The organism is Marinobacter sp. UBA2498 (genome assembly GCF_002341575.1).
GTDB classification, from domain to species: domain Bacteria; phylum Pseudomonadota; class Gammaproteobacteria; order Pseudomonadales; family Oleiphilaceae; genus Marinobacter; species Marinobacter manganoxydans.
Genome location: NZ_DDOI01000067.1, coordinates 37,473 through 51,912, shown reverse-complemented (window position 1 = coordinate 51,912; position 14,440 = coordinate 37,473). Strand labels below are relative to the sequence as shown.

The following is a 14,440-nucleotide window of genomic DNA, read 5'->3' as shown; positions in this document are numbered from 1 at the left end:
CGTCACACGCGACTACGATGCTTTGATTTCCATTTGCCATGTCATCAACTCCTTTCCTGATCAATGTTTAACCAAACTAACATTGCTGCGGCCATACGAGGGTTGATTGAAATCAATTACAGCGGGATCGGTTTTATGGTCGAAGCGCATTTGTACCTATTGCCGGAACCTGTGGCACCATTAATCCTTGCGCTGCCGAGACGGCAATTGACGACAAGGAGTGATTGAAATGCTGATGGCCATTGGGGCGATCATCGCGGGTCTGATTTTGTTGGTGTGGAGTGCGGACAAATTTGTGGAAGGCTCGGCCACCACCGCCAGCCATTTCGGAATGCCACCGCTGCTTATCGGTATGGTTGTGGTGGGTTTTGGCACGTCTGCGCCAGAGATGGCCGTGTCTGCACTGGCGGCCTCGCAGGGTAACCCCGGTCTGGCTCTGGGCAACGCCTATGGCTCAAATATCACCAATATTGCGTTGATTCTGGGCATCACAGCCCTGCTGGCGCCGATCGCCGTTCACTCCCAGGTCATGCGAAAGGAGCTACCCATTCTCATTCTGGTCACCGCCTTTGCCGGCTGGCAACTGTGGGACGGAGATCTGAGCCGGATGGATGCCATCGGTCTGATGCTGGCTTTCGTTGTACTGATTGGCTGGAGCATCTACCAGGGCCTTCGGCAACCAGACGATGCTCTCGCTACAGAGATGACCGAAGAAGTGAACGCAATGCCAGTGCGCAAAGCCATTTTATGGCTGGTGGTCGGACTGCTGCTGTTGATTATCAGCTCCCGCATACTGGTGTGGGGTGCGGTTGATCTGGCGACCACCTTTGGCATCAGCGATCTGGTTATCGGCCTGACCATCGTGGCCGTTGGTACATCACTTCCGGAACTTGCCTCATCCATCATTGCCGCCCGCAAAGGAGAGCATGATCTGGCCCTGGGCAACATTCTGGGTTCCAACCTGTTTAACACCCTTGCCGTCGTGGGGATTGCAGGACTGATTGCCCCCATGCCGGTGGCGCCAGAAGTGCTCACCCGTGACTTCCCGGTAATGGCTGCCCTCACCCTGGTTCTGTTTGCCATGTGCTATGGCTTCCGCGGGCCCGGACGTGTCAACCGGTTTGAAGGGAGCGCCCTGCTACTTGCCTTCGTGGCTTATACCGTGTATCTGTTGGCTTTTTCGGGAGCGTAAATCATGTCACTTGCAGCCTGGCTGACCTTCCTTGTTGCAGCCGTTCTGATCAGTGTGTCCCCGGGTGCAGGGGCGATCAATACCATGAGTAATGGTATGCGTTACGGCGTTCGCCGATCGCTGCCGGCAATCATGGGGCTGCAGCTTGGTTTTGGCATCCAGATTCTGCTGGTGGGTGCCGGCCTCGGCGCCATCATCGCGTCCTCCAACATCGCCCTGTCGGTTATCAAATGGCTGGGTGTTGCCTACCTGATCTGGCTGGGCATTTCTAAATGGCGAGAGCCTGTGATGGAATCCATGGACGATGACCGTCAGCCCGTTAGCGGGTACAAGCGGTTCTGGAATGCCGTGTTCGTGAACCTCACCAACCCCAAGGCCACGGTCTTTCTGGTGGCCCTGTTTCCACAGTTTCTGGTAGCAGGCGCACCCCATGGCCCGCAGTTGCTCACCATGGGCATCACACTGATTCTGGTGGATTGCCTGGTAATGCTCGGCTACGCCCTGCTGGCAAGCCAGCTGTTCCGGTTTATGACCACAGCCCGGCGCCAGCGGCAGATGAACCGCGTATTTGGCGGCCTGTTTGTGACCGCCGCTGTCGCCCTGGCCAGCTTCAAGCGCGCCTGATATCAGCCTGAATCAGCGCAGGATGCACTCGCGGCTCAGCTTTTGGCTGAGCGTCCTGCGCTGCTGCCGGAGACTGTTCCCCCGGTCGTTGCTATAGCCCGCCCGCAGTTTAGACTGGATCCGCTCCAGTTTGCTTCTATAGGTTGCGCAGGTCTTCTCCAGCTCGGCATCGGCCTTTTCTTTTGCCGTTGCTCCGGAGCCCGTCGGGCGACCGGAGGCAAGCAGGCCTTCAACCTCTTTGCGGATTCCTGACACGCGTTTGCCTTGCCCGAGATTCTCGGACATCGGCACCGTGACAGGCGCCTGCACGTCAAGCTGCTTATGGGGAATTTCTCCCGGCGGGTAATCGGAAAAATGCGCTACGCCCCGGCTGTCTATCCAGGTGTATACCTCGGCACTGACTGCTGAAGTGAGAAATAAAGACAAAACAAGACCAGCCATCATCCTTGGCATACGGTTCCACTCCCTGTGGTTCGGTAATTTGGTGGGGCAGTATAGCGAAAAAAGCCCCGGGCTTGGGGGCAGATAGGCTAGGGGCCAGATGAACACCTCATCCGACCCCGATTTCGGTTTTACTGGTCGAGAAGCTCGATCCAGTGCTGCACCGGCACCGGCGACTTGGTTTCCAGGTGCATCTGGCAACCGATATTGGCGGTCACGATGCGGTCCGGATTGTCGACGGTCAAAGCCTTCAGTTTGTTACCAAGCAGCTTCTGGCTCATCTCCGGCTGGGTCACCGAATAGGTGCCCGCAGACCCACAGCAAAGGTGCTTGTCCTTGGTCGCAGCCAGGTTAACACCCGCCCGTGTCAGCACCTGCTCCACCACACCGTTCTGCTTCATTGCGTGCTGCAGGGTGCAGGGACAATGGAATGCCACCTTGCCCGGGTCCTGCCGGACCTTGAGCTTTTCCAGATCCTGTTTCAGCAAAAAGGCGCCGAGATCGGTGCACAGTTCGCTCACCTTCTGGGCCTTGGCGGCATAGACCGGATCGTCCTTCAACAGATGACCGTAATCCTGAACCATCGCCCCGCAACCGGAAGCCGTCATGATGATTGCCTCAGCACCCGCCTCGATAGCGGGCCACCAGGCATCAATGTTCTGGCGCATTCTTTCCAGGCCTTTCTCGTGCTCGGAAAGGTGATAATTCACGGCACCACAGCAGCCAGCCTCCGGGGCTTCCACCATGGTAATGCCGAGCCGATCCAGAACCCGGGCGGCGGCTGCATTGGTATTCGGAGTGGCCGAAGGCTGCACGCAACCGGCCAGTGCCAGCACAATACGGCTGTGACTGGCTGCAGGCCAGGGGCTGGCCTGCTTTCTGGGCGGCACCTTGGTGCGCAGTTTTTCCGGTAATACCGGGCGGAAAACCTGCCCCAGACGAAGCAGAACACCGAACAACTGGCGGTTGGGAATCACCCGCGCCAGGGCCCAGCGCAGCCACTTGTCTTTCGGCTCCCTGGGCATCTCCTTTTCCATCAGACCGCGGCTGATGTCCACCAGACGCCCATACTGGACACCGGACGGACAGGTGGTCTCACAGCTGCGGCAAGTCAGGCAGCGGTCCAGGTGCTCGCGGGTTTTCTCGGTAACTTCCGCCCCTTCCAGGAACATCTTCATCAGGTAGATCCGGCCACGAGGACCATCACGCTCGTCGTTCAGTTCCTGATAGGTCGGGCAGGTCGCGGTGCAAAAGCCACAATGCACACAGGCCCTCAGGATCGACTCGGCTTCCTGGCCTTCCTTGGTGTTAGCAAATTGTTGAACCAGATTCGTCTGCATAATTACAACCAGCTGTATAAACGTCCGGGATTGAAGATATTGTCCGGATCAAAGGCATTCTTGATGCGGCGCTGAATGCCCTTCAGGGCCTCCGGCTGGCGATGCATCACCTCACCGGTGCGATCGCCACCACGGAACAGGCTGACCTGGCCACCGGCAGCTCGGGCCGCAGGCTCCAGATCTTTCAGCTCACCGGCGCCACGGAACCAGCGCTGGGAACCGGCCCAGTCGATAAACCAGTTACCTTCCAGTTTCGGTGTGGCAGCGGTCGAACCAACGGAGAAGCGCCATAAAGGCACGTCGTTACCGGCAAAAAATTCGTGACGCATATCCTGCACCTGTCGCCAGAAGTGGTCGCCCTCTTCCATCACTTCGCCGGACCACTTTTCAGCGGTGGCTTCCACACCGGATTTCGCACCGGCCAGGCGCAGGTAAACCTTGCCGTCCACCCAGCAGGCGGCGGTGATGGGCTTGGGCTCGGCCGCCCGGCTGTTCATATAGTGAACCACCTCGTCCATGCCCATTTCCTGAACCAGGGTCAGGGAAGCGGCCGGTTTCGGCATCACTTTCATGCTGATTTCAGTGATTACGCCCAGAGTTCCCAGGGCACCGGCCTGAAGACGTGATACGTCATAGCCGGCCACGTTTTTCATGACCTGACCACCAAAGCGAAGATGTTCGCCCTTGCCATTGAGCAGCCGGATACCCAGCACCTGGTCACGCACCGAGCCGGCCCAGGGGCGTCCCGGACCGGAAAGGTTACAGGCCAGGGTGCCGCCGATGGTGGAGGCGGCACCAAAATGGGGTGGCTCAAAATGCAGGCACTGACCTTCTTCAGCCAGAGTCGCCTCGATTTCGCTCAGCGGCGTACCGGCACGGACGGTCAAAACAAGCTCCACCGGGTGATAGTCAACGATACCGGTATGCTCGCCCACGTTGAGGGTTCCGGCATCGGTGTCGGCTTCCCGGCCCATAAAGGCCTTGGTGCCACCGCCGACAATATTGAGTTTGTGCCCGCTGTCCCGGGCCTGGAGCACCTGCTCCTTCAACTGTTGGGAAATATCAGCCATGGGCGGCTTCCGTATGTTCGTGCGTGTGTTGTTTGTGCTCAAGGGAGCGGTATTCCTGGCAGAACCGAAGGGCCGGTACGCCCTTGCCCGGGTTCAGGATACCGGCGGGATCAAACGCGGCCTTTACGTCGTGGAACTGCTGGAGCTCCTCATCGTTGAACTGCACTGCCATCTGGCGAATCTTTTCAACGCCAACGCCGTGTTCACCGGTAATGCAGCCACCTACCTCCACACACATTTCCAGGATGCGTGAACCGAAGGCCTCCGTGCGCTCGAATTCGCCGGGCACATTCGCATCAAACAGGATCAGCGGGTGCAGGTTGCCATCGCCGGCATGGAACACGTTGGCGACGCGCAGACCAAACTCCTCGGACATCTTCTCCATTTCCGTCAGAACATAGGCGATCTCACGACGGGGAATGGTACCGTCCATGCAGTAGTAGTCCGGTGAAATCCGGCCCACGGCCGGGAACGCAGACTTACGGCCTTTCCACAGCAGGGCTCGCTCTTCCTCGCTCTGAGAGGTCCGAACCGAAGTGGCACCCAGCTTTCGGAAGACTTCTTCGGCCTGGGCAATGTGTTCGTGAACTTCCTCCTCGGTGCCGTCCACTTCACAGAGCAACAACGCCTTGGCGTCCCGCGGGTAGCCGGCCTGGGCGAAGTCATCCGCTGCGATGATGGCGTGGCCATCCATCATTTCAAGGCCACCAGGGATAATGCCGTGGGAGATAATCCCGCCCACGGCGTCACCACCTTTCTGCACGTCATCAAACCCGGCCATGACAACCTGGGCTACTTCGGGTTTCGGCAACAGCTTCACTTTGACTTCCGTCACCACACCCAGCAGCCCCTCGGAGCCGGTCATCAGCGCAAGCAGGTCCATCCCACAGCCGTCCAGACCATCACTGCCCACGGTCACGACATCACCCTCGGCGGTGACCATTTCCACGCTCAGGATGTTGTGAACGGTCAGACCGTACTTGAGGCAATGCACGCCGCCCGAGTTCTCGGCCACGTTACCGCCAATGGTGCAGGCGATCTGCGAGGAAGGATCTGGCCCGTAATACAGACCGTACTGGGCCGCTTCTTCGCTGATGGCGAGGTTTCGCACCCCGGGCTGCAGTCTTGCCGTTCGGGCCAGCGGATCAATCTCCACGATGCGATTGAACTTGGCCAGCGACAGTACCACGCCCTCCTTGTTGGGCATGGCACCGGCACTGAGTCCCGTTCCGGCTCCACGGGCCACCACAGGTACCGCGTTCTCGTTACAGATGCGCATCACCCGCTGCACCTGTTCAACGGTTTCCGGCAGCACCACCAGCAACGGCATTTCGCAATACATCGACATGCCGTCGCATTCGTAGGGCTTCATGGTTTCGTCATCGGTGATGACGTAGTCCGGGTCGATAAACGCCCGGAACTGCTCCGCCAGCTCGGCTTTGCTGACTTTCGGCTTGGTAGTCATAGCACTCTCTGGGTTCGAATTACGTCAGTGTGACAGTCATCAACCGCGTTTTGTTTCAAAGTGGTCAAGACCGGCCTGGGCACAGTCCATATCCTGCTGGGGGGTACCGGAACTGATTCCGATACCACCCACCACTTCGCCGTCGACGATCACCGGCAGACCACCGCCAACAGAGCTGATGCGCCCGCCAACTTCGGTGTGGATACCGAAAGCGAGACTGCCGGGCACGTTCACCTTGTTGTAGTCATGGGTGGCTTTCTTGGCCGCAGCCGCCGTGAAGGCCTTGTCCTGGGCAATGGTCACACTGGTGATCTTGCCGCCGTCCATGCGCTCGAAGGCCACCAGATTGCCGGATTCGTCCACCACAGCGATGCACATGGGCACACCGATTTCACGGGCCTTTTCAGCCGCGCCCTCAATGAGGATGCGCGCCTCGGCAAGGTCCAGTCGTTTGATCGTCAACATAAAGCTTTACTCCTTGATTTGATTAACCGTAAACCAGCCCTGGCAGCCAGGTTACGATGCCGGGGATCAGGACACACATGAACAGTCCGAACGCCTGAATCGCCAGGAACACCAGGGAAGACTTGAAGATGGTACCCATGGAGATTTCCGGAGGACAAACGCCGCGGATGTAAAACAGTGCGTAACCAAACGGCGGACTCAGGAAAGACATCTGCATGTTCACCAGGTACAACACACCGAACCAGAGCACCACGTCGTCACCGGCTACCGGCGGGAAGCCGAACAAGCCAGGGAATTCCAGCGCCTTCACAATCGGAATGAAGATGGGCACTGCCAGCAGCAGGATACCAACCCAGTCAAGGAACATACCCAGAACCACCAGCAAGACCATCAGCAGGAGCAGGATCCCGTACGCCGACATGCCGGTTCCAAGTATGGCGTCGGTGACAAACTGCTGACCACCCTGGAGGATGTAGAAACCGACGAATACCGATGCACCGAACATGATCCACAGAACCATGGCAGACGCCTTGGCCGTGGTCACGGAGGCTTCGCGAAGGCCGGCAATCGAGAACTTCTTGTGCATCATCGCAACGATAATGGCACCGAACGAACCGATACCAGCCGCTTCAACCGGCGTGGCAATACCACCGAAAAGCAGGCCCAGAACCAGACCAACCAGTGCAAGGGGTGCAATCAGGTTGCCCAGAAGCTTGAGCTTTTCTTTCAGACTGATCCGGTCTTCCACCGGAATGGGCGGGCCCAGCTTCGGATTCAGCCAGCTGCGCACCAGAACATAAGTCAGGTACAGACCGGAGAGCATCAGACCGGGCAACAGAGAGCCCAGATAAAGCTCGCCCACAGACTGCTGTGCAACAACGGCATACAGAATGGCCAGAATCGAAGGCGGAATGAGGATACCCAGGGTTCCACCCGCCATGATGGAGCCGATGGCAATCTTGTGGTCGTAATGACGTTTCAACATGGCCGGCAGTGCGATAATGCCCATGGTGACAACGGCGGCACCGATAACACCGACCATCGCAGCCAGAATCGTAGAGGCGACAATGGTTGCAGCAGCAAGGCCGCCACTGATGCCGCCCATCCACTTGTAAACCACGCTGAACATTTCTTCGATCAGGCCCGCGCGTTCAAGCATCGACGCCATGAAGATGAACAGAGGGATCGCAGCAATGTCGGGGTTTGCCATCAACGGGAAGATCCGGCCGGGGACAATGTTCAACATCATGGCGTCACCCACCAGGTAGATGAACATGACACCAAGACCACCGGTCACGAAAGCAAGCGGCAGCCCCATCATCAGGGCGACAGCCAGAGATCCAAACATCAGGTAGGTCAACGGCCCGATTTCGACGCCGGACAAGCTACCCGAGAGCTTGAAGAGGAATTTGTCATCACTCCATGGGTCATAAAAGAGAATGTTGATCAGTTCAACACAGATGACAAACGCCAGACCCACGGTGGCGATGATCATTAACCATGTACCCAGTTTTCCGGCCATGCCGCTGCTGGGCGCTGCAGTTGTTGTACTCATGATGTGCGCTCCTGACCGAGACGGATGAACAGTACGATGTCTTTAAGCAGCTTCGAAAAGCCGGCGAGCAGCAACAGGATTGCGCCCACAAACATCACGCCTTTCACGGGGTAATACTGGATACCCCAGGTCTCGACAGTGGTCTCTTGCATCATCAGGGAGTCCTGGAAGAAGGTCCAGGATGTGGTGGCCAGAACGGCTGCAAATATGAAGAAGAACATGGAGGTGAAAATATCCATGCCCACGCGCCCGCGAACCGGCAGGAAGTTGTAGACGACGTCTACCCGAACGTGCGCTCCGTGCAACAGCGCAAAGGCACCGGCAAGGATGTACTGCATACCGAAGATCAGGAAGCTGGCCTCATGCACCCAGATCGTTGGCATGTTAAAGATGTATCGCATCACCACTTCAAAGAAATAGAAAAGCACGGCGTTGATGGTCCAGAACGCAACGAAAAGACCTGACTTCTCGCACATCCAGTCAACGATTTTCGTAAACCAGTTACCCTCGTACTCAAAGTGAGCAAGAGGATCATCTTCTTCAGACTGCAGCTCGGAAACCGTTTTCTCGGGCTCGGCGTCATCTCCGCCGTGCTTACTGCTCCACTTATCCCAAGCCATCATGAGCAATGGCATTACCGCAAGCCAGCCCCAGTAGAACCAGTGCGGCAAAACAAAGCCAAAGGAACTCAGATCAGACATGTTGTTACCACCCAGATCAAAGAGCGAGGAAGGGAGGGCTAATCCTTAGTCGGCTAACCCTGCCTTCCTCGTGTGTCGTTTTTTATTTGAGCTTTGGAACTCAGAAGCCCTTGATGTCTTCTTCGGTTATGTAGCCAACCGTGTCGTTCATCATGTACTTCAGCTGGATATCCAGGATGGCGCGCGCGTCATCATTCTTGTTGGCCCAGTTGAACCAGATGGGGATCGCAGCTTTACGCCAGGTTTCCAGATCTTCCTGGCTCAGGCGGGTAACCGTGTCGCCATCCGCCTTGAACTTCTCCATCGCCTCGATGTTGCGCGCCTGGATGGCCAGGTAGTGCTTCTGGGAGTAGATCCGAACCTCGTCCTCAACCAGCTGCTGAAGCTCAGGCGAGATAGAGTTCCAGGCACGCAGACTGACGGTCAGATCCATCAGGTCCACCGGCTGGTAGATAGACATCACGCCGGGAGGTCCAAAGATGATGTAGTCAGTAACCTGGGAGAAGCCCAGCTCGTAGTTGACCGCAGGACCTACAAAGTCCGCCGCGTCAATGGTGCCTTTTTCGAGAGCCGGGAAAATATCCGAGCCCGGCAGACTGACCGTGGACACGCCAAACTGCTGGAAAACCTCGGCAACCATGCCTCCGGGTACGCGGATCTTCATACCTTTCAGGTCGTCAAGACTGTTTACCGGCTGCTTGGAATGGATGATGTTGGCATCGTGCTGGATCGGGCCAACGTAGAACAGGCCGAACTTCTTGTAGATTTCCCGGGTCTTCTCGAGCATACCCATGGAGTAGAACATGGTGTCCCACTGATGGGGCTGATCCGGACCCGCTGGGTAGGAAGACAGGAACACAGAGGCAGGGATCTTGCCCGCCCAGTACAGGGTGAACGGGTTCATACCCTGCAGCACGCCGTTACGAACAGCGTCAAACAGCGCGTTGTTGTCGGCAGCAACCGCCTTGGCCGGGAAGCACTGGAACTTGAGCTCTCCGCCGGACTTGGCCTCAATACTCTTACACCACTCCTCGAAGAGCGTGTAGCCCACCGTACCCGCGTCCCAGGTCGACTGGATTTTCCACGTGGTAGCAGCTTGGACCTGACCTGCGCCCATGAGCATTGCGCCTGCCAGAGTGGCGCCCATGGCGATTGTCTTGAGGAAACTTCTGCGAGGTGGGGTCTCGCCAGTGTCACAGCTATTTCGGATGTTATTCTTCGAATTCATCGAAACGTCTCCGTTGGCTTTGTTTTTATCAGCGTCTATGGCAACGCCGGCGCAGGCCGACATTAGAATGATATTCGTAGCCAATCCGGGTTTAGTCCAGTTCGGTGAGCACTGGTCTGACCAGTTTTTGAAGTATTAAAAATGGACGAAATACTCTGAATCGGCCATATTTAACGGGCTCGGACGCACATCAGCTGAGAACGGAAACACCTACAATCAGAAGCATTCACTGGTCAGACCAGAGAGCATAAACAGGCCCCCAAATGGCAATCTCCCAGGAAATCTCATATCGGCTGGAACGCCTTATTCTCGACGGCGGGCTGGCTCCGGAGCAGAAGATACCGTCCGAGCGCCAACTGGCGACCCGGCTGGGTGTTTCCCGCGCAGTGATCCGGGAAGCCCTGCATGAGCTTCAGGGCCGCGGCGTTATTGAGACCCGCCACGGCAAGGGGTCGTTTGTGGCCAGCATGGTGCCCGGCGCGAGCGAGCTGGGAGAACAGAGTCCGCTGATGCATCTTTTCGAGGGACATCCCCGCACACTTTTCGACCTTCTGGAAGTACGCGAACAACTGGAAGGCCAGGCCGCCTATCTCGCTGCCCTGCGGGCAACCCGCCTCGACCGGCATCGCATCACGAAGGCGTTCCGGGCGCTTGAGGATACCGACCCGCTTCGTAACGCCCGTCTCGACCATGGTTTCCATCTTGCGATTGTCGAGGCATCCCATAATCCGGTACTGGTGCATGTGCTCAACAGCCTGAAAAACATGATGTTGTTGACCGTTCAGGCCTCGGTTGCCAACCTGAACCCGAGAGAAGAAATGCGGAAGAAAATCGTCCGCCAGCACCGGCAGCTGTATGAGGCCGTCATCGCTGGCAAGCCGGCCAACGCCCAGAAGGTGGCGATGGCCCACGTACGGTTTGTCAGTGAGGCCATGAGAGACATGGAGAAAGACGGAGGCAAACTGATCAGGCTGCCCATTGAACAGGACAAAGCGAATGATCATTTGCGGGCAGAAGCCTAGCATGGCAAAAAGCTTGCATTGAACAATCATTCGACCACAATGTCATGCAGCGAACGGCGGTGAAATTCGGTAAAACGCTCTCTTTAAGGGATTGATTTCCGTATCCACAGTCCGTAAAACATGCGCCTTTGAATTACAGCCCCAGGAGTCACCCATGGCGGACCAAGCGCCTTTGATCTGCAGGGACATTCACAAGACCTTTGATAAGCTTGAAGTACTCAAGGGTATTTCACTGGAGACCCGCAAAGGCGACGTGGTTTCCCTGATCGGCAGCTCCGGCTCCGGAAAGAGTACCTTCCTGCGTTGCATTAACCTGCTGGAAACGCCCACATCCGGCGACATTATCGTGCACGGCGACCCGATACGGTTCACCACCAACCGGAAAGGCGAACGCATTCCTGCGGATAACAAGCAGGTTGAACTGATCCGGGCAAAACTTTCCATGGTGTTCCAGAGCTTCAACCTCTGGTCTCACATGACCGTGCTCGAAAACATCATTGAAGCGCCCATCCACGTGCTCAAGGTGCCCAAGAAGGAAGCGATTGAGCGTGCCGAGGCCTACCTGAACAAGGTGGGCATCTACGAACGCAAGGATTACTATCCGGCCCAGATGTCCGGTGGCCAGCAGCAGCGGGCGGCTATTGCCCGGGCCCTGGCCATGGAACCGGAAGTCATGCTGTTTGACGAACCCACGTCGGCGCTGGACCCTGAGCTGGTGGGGGAAGTACTGAAGGTTATGCAAAGCCTGGCCGAGGAAGGCCGCACCATGATCGTGGTTACCCACGAAATGGCGTTCGCAAGGGATGTGTCGAGTCAGGTCCTGTTTTTGCATCAGGGCGTGATCGAGGAACAGGGTACCCCCGAAAAAGTGTTTGATCACCCGGATTCGGAACGCATGAAGCAGTTCCTGACTCCCAACTTCTGACACTCGGTGCTATCTTGAACCGGTGAAAAATAAAATGCTGGAACCAAAAACTTCCATCAAAAATAAAGCCCAAAAGGCAAACCACTGGAGAAGTGACACATGAAAAAAATGATTTTTGCAGCAAGCTGCGCCCTCGCCCTGATTGCTGGTGGCGCACAGGCCCAGGAACGGGATCTGCGTATCGCCTTCGACGTGCCCTACGAGCCGTTTGAGTACAAAGACGAAAATGGCGAACTGACCGGTTTCGAAGTGGAACTGGCCGAAGCCATGTGCGAAGAAATGAACGCCAACTGCGAATTCGTGATCCAGGCATGGGACGGCATGATCCCGGGCCTGCTGGCACGTAAATTCGATCTGATCATGTCGTCCATGTCCATCACGCCGGAGCGCGCAGAGCGGGTTCTGTTCTCCGAGCCGTATTACAACACCCCGGGTGGCTGGTTCGGCCCTGAGAGCTTCAACAGCGACGTCACCGACATGGATGCGATGGAAGGCAAGACCGTCGGCGTTCAGCGCGGCACCACCATGGACACCTACGTCACCGAAAACATGGGTGGCATTGTCAACATCAAGCGTTACACCACCGCCGATGACATGGTTCTGGACCTCGAAGGCCAGCGTCTGGACGTTGTGTTCGTAGACTATCCGGTTGGCGAGCAGACCGTCCTCACCAAGGAAGGCTTCAAGGAAGTCGGTGAGCCGGTCAAGCTGGGTCAGGGCGTGGGTGTTGCCATGCGCCAGCGCGATACCGAGCTTGCCGAAGAAGTGAACGCTGCCCTTCGCACCCTGAAGGAAGATGGTACCTACGACACCATCATGCAGAAGTACTTCGCTTACGACATCAAGATGTAAATCTGCCGAGGGGTGGCCCGTTGGGGCCGCCCCTGCTTACCGGACTTTCCCATGCTTGATCTGAAAGGCTATGGCCCGGCCCTGATGGATGGGGCAATAGTCACCATTGAACTGGCCTTCCTGTCTCTTGCTCTCTCGGTTGCCCTGGGACTGATTGGCGCGTCTGCCAAACTGTCGCAAAGCCGGGTTGCCAAAGGTATCGCGACCACCTACACCACTCTGATTCGTGGCGTGCCCGATCTGGTCATGATGCTGTTGTTCTACTATGGCGGCCAGGTTGCAGTGAATATGCTCTCGGATTACATCTGGGAAACTTACGAGATCGACTTTTTCTTTCAGTTCGACCCGTTTATCTCCGGCGTTGTAACGATCGGGCTGATTTTCGGCGCCTATATGACCGAAACTTTCCGGGGCGCGTTCCTGGCTGTTGAAACCGGCCAGATTGAGGCTGCCCGGGCCTATGGTTTTACCCGTTTTCATACCTTCCGCAGAATCATGCTGCCGCAGATGCTGCGCCATGCCCTGCCCGGTCTGGGCAACAACTGGCAGGTTCTGCTGAAGACCACCGCCCTGGTTTCGATCATTGGCCTGACCGACATGGTTCGTGTGGCGGAGGAAGCCGCCAAGGCGGAGCGCATGCCGTTCCACTTTTTCATTCCGGTGGCATTTGTCTATCTGGCCCTTACGGCGGGGTCTGAGCTGTTCATCAAGTGGCTCGATAAACGGGCCAATGTCGGCGTGGTTCAGGGGGGTTAACGGATGCCTGATTTCATTGCCGAGTGGCTGAACCAGAACGAAATCTTTACCGCCATGACCATCATGGAATACTGGGATGGCATGGTGACCACCGTGCATCTGGTGTTTCTGTCCCTGGTTATCGGTTTGCTGGTGGCGGTTCCGCTGGCCATCCTCCGGACGGTTCGCAACCCCTTCGTCTCCGGCCCGGTGTGGCTTTACACCTATCTGTTCCGCGGCACACCATTGCTGATCCAGCTTTACATCATCTATTACGGGCTGGCCCAGATTGAGGGCATCCAGGAGACCTTCTGGTGGGAGATTTTCCGGGAGCCTTTCTACCCGGCACTGCTGGCTTTCACACTGAACACGGCGGCCTATACCACGGAGATTATCCGCGGTGCGATCATATCTACACCCAACGGTGAAATTGAAGCAGCCAAAGCCTATGGCATGAACTGGTTTATGCGGATGCGGCGGATTGTGCTGCCAAGTGCAGCGCGGCGGGCGGTGCAGGCCTACTCCAACGAGGTGATCTTCATGCTGCACGCCAGTGCGATTGCGAGTGTAGTAACCATTGTGGATCTGACGGGAGCAGCCCGTAATATTTACTCCCGGTTTTATGCGCCGTTTGATGCGTTTATCTTTGTGGCACTTTGCTATATGGCGCTCACGTTTATACTGGTTTTTGCTTTCCGCAAACTCGAAACTCATCTTCTGAAGCATCAGCGGCCGGTGAACGGCTGAGCCCGCGGAACATCATACTTCAGTGCCCGGGCAGGCAGGGTATTGCCTCCCGGGAAACGCTACGAGCACATCCATGTG

15 protein-coding genes are annotated in these 14,440 nt (G+C 56.9%); 7 read left to right on the top strand and 8 right to left on the bottom strand.

All coding sequences use genetic code 11. From position 1 onward, the window contains the following. The first annotated feature begins 229 nt into the window (after window positions 1–229). Entirely contained in the window at window positions 230–1,192 is a 963-nt protein-coding gene (locus B2W52_RS09475) for a calcium/sodium antiporter (RefSeq protein WP_273070027.1), read from the top strand. A 3-nt stretch (window positions 1,193–1,195) separates the two neighbouring features. Next, window positions 1,196–1,816, top strand: a complete 621-nt coding sequence (gene rhtB / locus B2W52_RS09470; protein ID WP_008169293.1) for a homoserine/homoserine lactone efflux protein — start codon at window positions 1,196–1,198, stop codon at window positions 1,814–1,816. 12 nt (window positions 1,817–1,828) lie between these two features. Here rhtB and B2W52_RS09465 read toward each other — a convergent pair whose 3' ends face one another. The 8 genes from B2W52_RS09465 to dctP form a co-directional block, all read right to left on the bottom strand. Continuing rightward, window positions 1,829–2,269 carry a DUF4124 domain-containing protein gene (locus tag B2W52_RS09465; protein ID WP_008169290.1) on the bottom strand — a complete coding sequence of 147 codons (441 nt, stop codon included), beginning with the start codon at window positions 2,267–2,269 and terminating at the stop codon, window positions 1,829–1,831. Between the two features lie 119 nt (window positions 2,270–2,388). Continuing rightward, the gene (gene glcF / locus B2W52_RS09460; protein ID WP_008169287.1) at window positions 2,389–3,597 is read right to left on the bottom strand and encodes a glycolate oxidase subunit GlcF; all 1,209 of its coding nucleotides are present in this window, start codon (window positions 3,595–3,597) and stop codon (window positions 2,389–2,391) included. A 2-nt stretch (window positions 3,598–3,599) separates the two neighbouring features. Further along, complete coding sequence (gene glcE, locus B2W52_RS09455) at window positions 3,600–4,667, bottom strand: glycolate oxidase subunit GlcE (protein ID WP_273070029.1); 1,068 nt, start codon at window positions 4,665–4,667, stop codon at window positions 3,600–3,602. Then, window positions 4,660–6,132 carry an FAD-linked oxidase C-terminal domain-containing protein gene (locus tag B2W52_RS09450; RefSeq protein WP_008169283.1) on the bottom strand — a complete coding sequence of 491 codons (1,473 nt, stop codon included), beginning with the start codon at window positions 6,130–6,132 and terminating at the stop codon, window positions 4,660–4,662. Before B2W52_RS09450 ends, glcE begins: the two co-directional genes overlap by 8 nt. A 39-nt stretch (window positions 6,133–6,171) precedes the next feature. After that, the gene (locus B2W52_RS09445) at window positions 6,172–6,597 is read right to left on the bottom strand and encodes a GlcG/HbpS family heme-binding protein (protein WP_008169282.1); all 426 of its coding nucleotides are present in this window, start codon (window positions 6,595–6,597) and stop codon (window positions 6,172–6,174) included. A gap of 22 nt (window positions 6,598–6,619) precedes the next feature. Continuing rightward, on the bottom strand, window positions 6,620–8,152 hold the full coding sequence (locus B2W52_RS09440) for a TRAP transporter large permease (protein WP_008169280.1): 1,533 nt from the start codon (window positions 8,150–8,152) through the stop codon (window positions 6,620–6,622). After that, complete coding sequence (locus B2W52_RS09435; RefSeq protein ID WP_008169278.1) at window positions 8,149–8,853, bottom strand: TRAP transporter small permease subunit; 705 nt, start codon at window positions 8,851–8,853, stop codon at window positions 8,149–8,151. The genes B2W52_RS09440 and B2W52_RS09435 overlap by 4 nt, the downstream gene beginning before the upstream one ends. Before the next feature lie 100 nt (window positions 8,854–8,953). After that, complete coding sequence (gene dctP / locus B2W52_RS09430) at window positions 8,954–10,000, bottom strand: TRAP transporter substrate-binding protein DctP (RefSeq protein WP_008169277.1); 1,047 nt, start codon at window positions 9,998–10,000, stop codon at window positions 8,954–8,956. A 344-nt stretch (window positions 10,001–10,344) separates the two neighbouring features. On the opposite strand from dctP, the gene B2W52_RS09425 reads away from it, so the two are divergent. The 5 genes from B2W52_RS09425 to B2W52_RS09405 all read left to right on the top strand — a co-directional run bounded on the left by B2W52_RS09425 (window position 10,345) and on the right by B2W52_RS09405 (window position 14,362). Beyond that, window positions 10,345–11,103 carry an FCD domain-containing protein gene (locus B2W52_RS09425; protein ID WP_008169272.1) on the top strand — a complete coding sequence of 253 codons (759 nt, stop codon included), beginning with the start codon at window positions 10,345–10,347 and terminating at the stop codon, window positions 11,101–11,103. A gap of 154 nt (window positions 11,104–11,257) precedes the next feature. Then, window positions 11,258–12,028, top strand: coding sequence for an ABC transporter ATP-binding protein (locus B2W52_RS09420; RefSeq protein ID WP_273070031.1), 771 nt, complete (start codon window positions 11,258–11,260; stop codon window positions 12,026–12,028). 99 nt (window positions 12,029–12,127) lie between these two features. Continuing rightward, on the top strand, window positions 12,128–12,880 hold the full coding sequence (locus B2W52_RS09415; RefSeq protein ID WP_053113018.1) for a transporter substrate-binding domain-containing protein: 753 nt from the start codon (window positions 12,128–12,130) through the stop codon (window positions 12,878–12,880). 51 nt (window positions 12,881–12,931) lie between these two features. Then, the gene (locus B2W52_RS09410) at window positions 12,932–13,636 is read left to right on the top strand and encodes an ABC transporter permease (RefSeq protein WP_053113019.1); all 705 of its coding nucleotides are present in this window, start codon (window positions 12,932–12,934) and stop codon (window positions 13,634–13,636) included. A gap of 3 nt (window positions 13,637–13,639) precedes the next feature. Further along, window positions 13,640–14,362 (top strand): ABC transporter permease, encoded by a 723-nt coding sequence (locus tag B2W52_RS09405; protein ID WP_008169264.1) that lies wholly within the window; start codon window positions 13,640–13,642, stop codon window positions 14,360–14,362. The last annotated feature ends 78 nt before the right edge of the window (window positions 14,363–14,440 follow it).

What these genes read in the sequence shown, in the direction of transcription:
- B2W52_RS09475 (WP_273070027.1), top strand. Translation starts at nt 230, where the DNA reads ATGCTGATGGCCATTGGGGCGATCATCGCGGGTCTGATTTTGTTGGTG.
- rhtB (WP_008169293.1), top strand. Translation starts at nt 1,196, where the DNA reads ATGTCACTTGCAGCCTGGCTGACCTTCCTTGTTGCAGCCGTTCTGATC.
- B2W52_RS09465 (WP_008169290.1), bottom strand. Translation starts at nt 2,269, where the DNA reads ATGCCAAGGATGATGGCTGGTCTTGTTTTGTCTTTATTTCTCACTTCA.
- glcF (WP_008169287.1), bottom strand. Translation starts at nt 3,597, where the DNA reads ATGCAGACGAATCTGGTTCAACAATTTGCTAACACCAAGGAAGGCCAG.
- glcE (WP_273070029.1), bottom strand. Translation starts at nt 4,667, where the DNA reads ATGGCTGATATTTCCCAACAGTTGAAGGAGCAGGTGCTCCAGGCCCGG.
- B2W52_RS09450 (WP_008169283.1), bottom strand. Translation starts at nt 6,132, where the DNA reads ATGACTACCAAGCCGAAAGTCAGCAAAGCCGAGCTGGCGGAGCAGTTC.
- B2W52_RS09445 (WP_008169282.1), bottom strand. Translation starts at nt 6,597, where the DNA reads ATGTTGACGATCAAACGACTGGACCTTGCCGAGGCGCGCATCCTCATT.
- B2W52_RS09440 (WP_008169280.1), bottom strand. Translation starts at nt 8,152, where the DNA reads ATGAGTACAACAACTGCAGCGCCCAGCAGCGGCATGGCCGGAAAACTG.
- B2W52_RS09435 (WP_008169278.1), bottom strand. Translation starts at nt 8,853, where the DNA reads ATGTCTGATCTGAGTTCCTTTGGCTTTGTTTTGCCGCACTGGTTCTAC.
- dctP (WP_008169277.1), bottom strand. Translation starts at nt 10,000, where the DNA reads ATGGGCGCCACTCTGGCAGGCGCAATGCTCATGGGCGCAGGTCAGGTC.
- B2W52_RS09425 (WP_008169272.1), top strand. Translation starts at nt 10,345, where the DNA reads ATGGCAATCTCCCAGGAAATCTCATATCGGCTGGAACGCCTTATTCTC.
- B2W52_RS09420 (WP_273070031.1), top strand. Translation starts at nt 11,258, where the DNA reads ATGGCGGACCAAGCGCCTTTGATCTGCAGGGACATTCACAAGACCTTT.
- B2W52_RS09415 (WP_053113018.1), top strand. Translation starts at nt 12,128, where the DNA reads ATGAAAAAAATGATTTTTGCAGCAAGCTGCGCCCTCGCCCTGATTGCT.
- B2W52_RS09410 (WP_053113019.1), top strand. Translation starts at nt 12,932, where the DNA reads ATGCTTGATCTGAAAGGCTATGGCCCGGCCCTGATGGATGGGGCAATA.
- B2W52_RS09405 (WP_008169264.1), top strand. Translation starts at nt 13,640, where the DNA reads ATGCCTGATTTCATTGCCGAGTGGCTGAACCAGAACGAAATCTTTACC.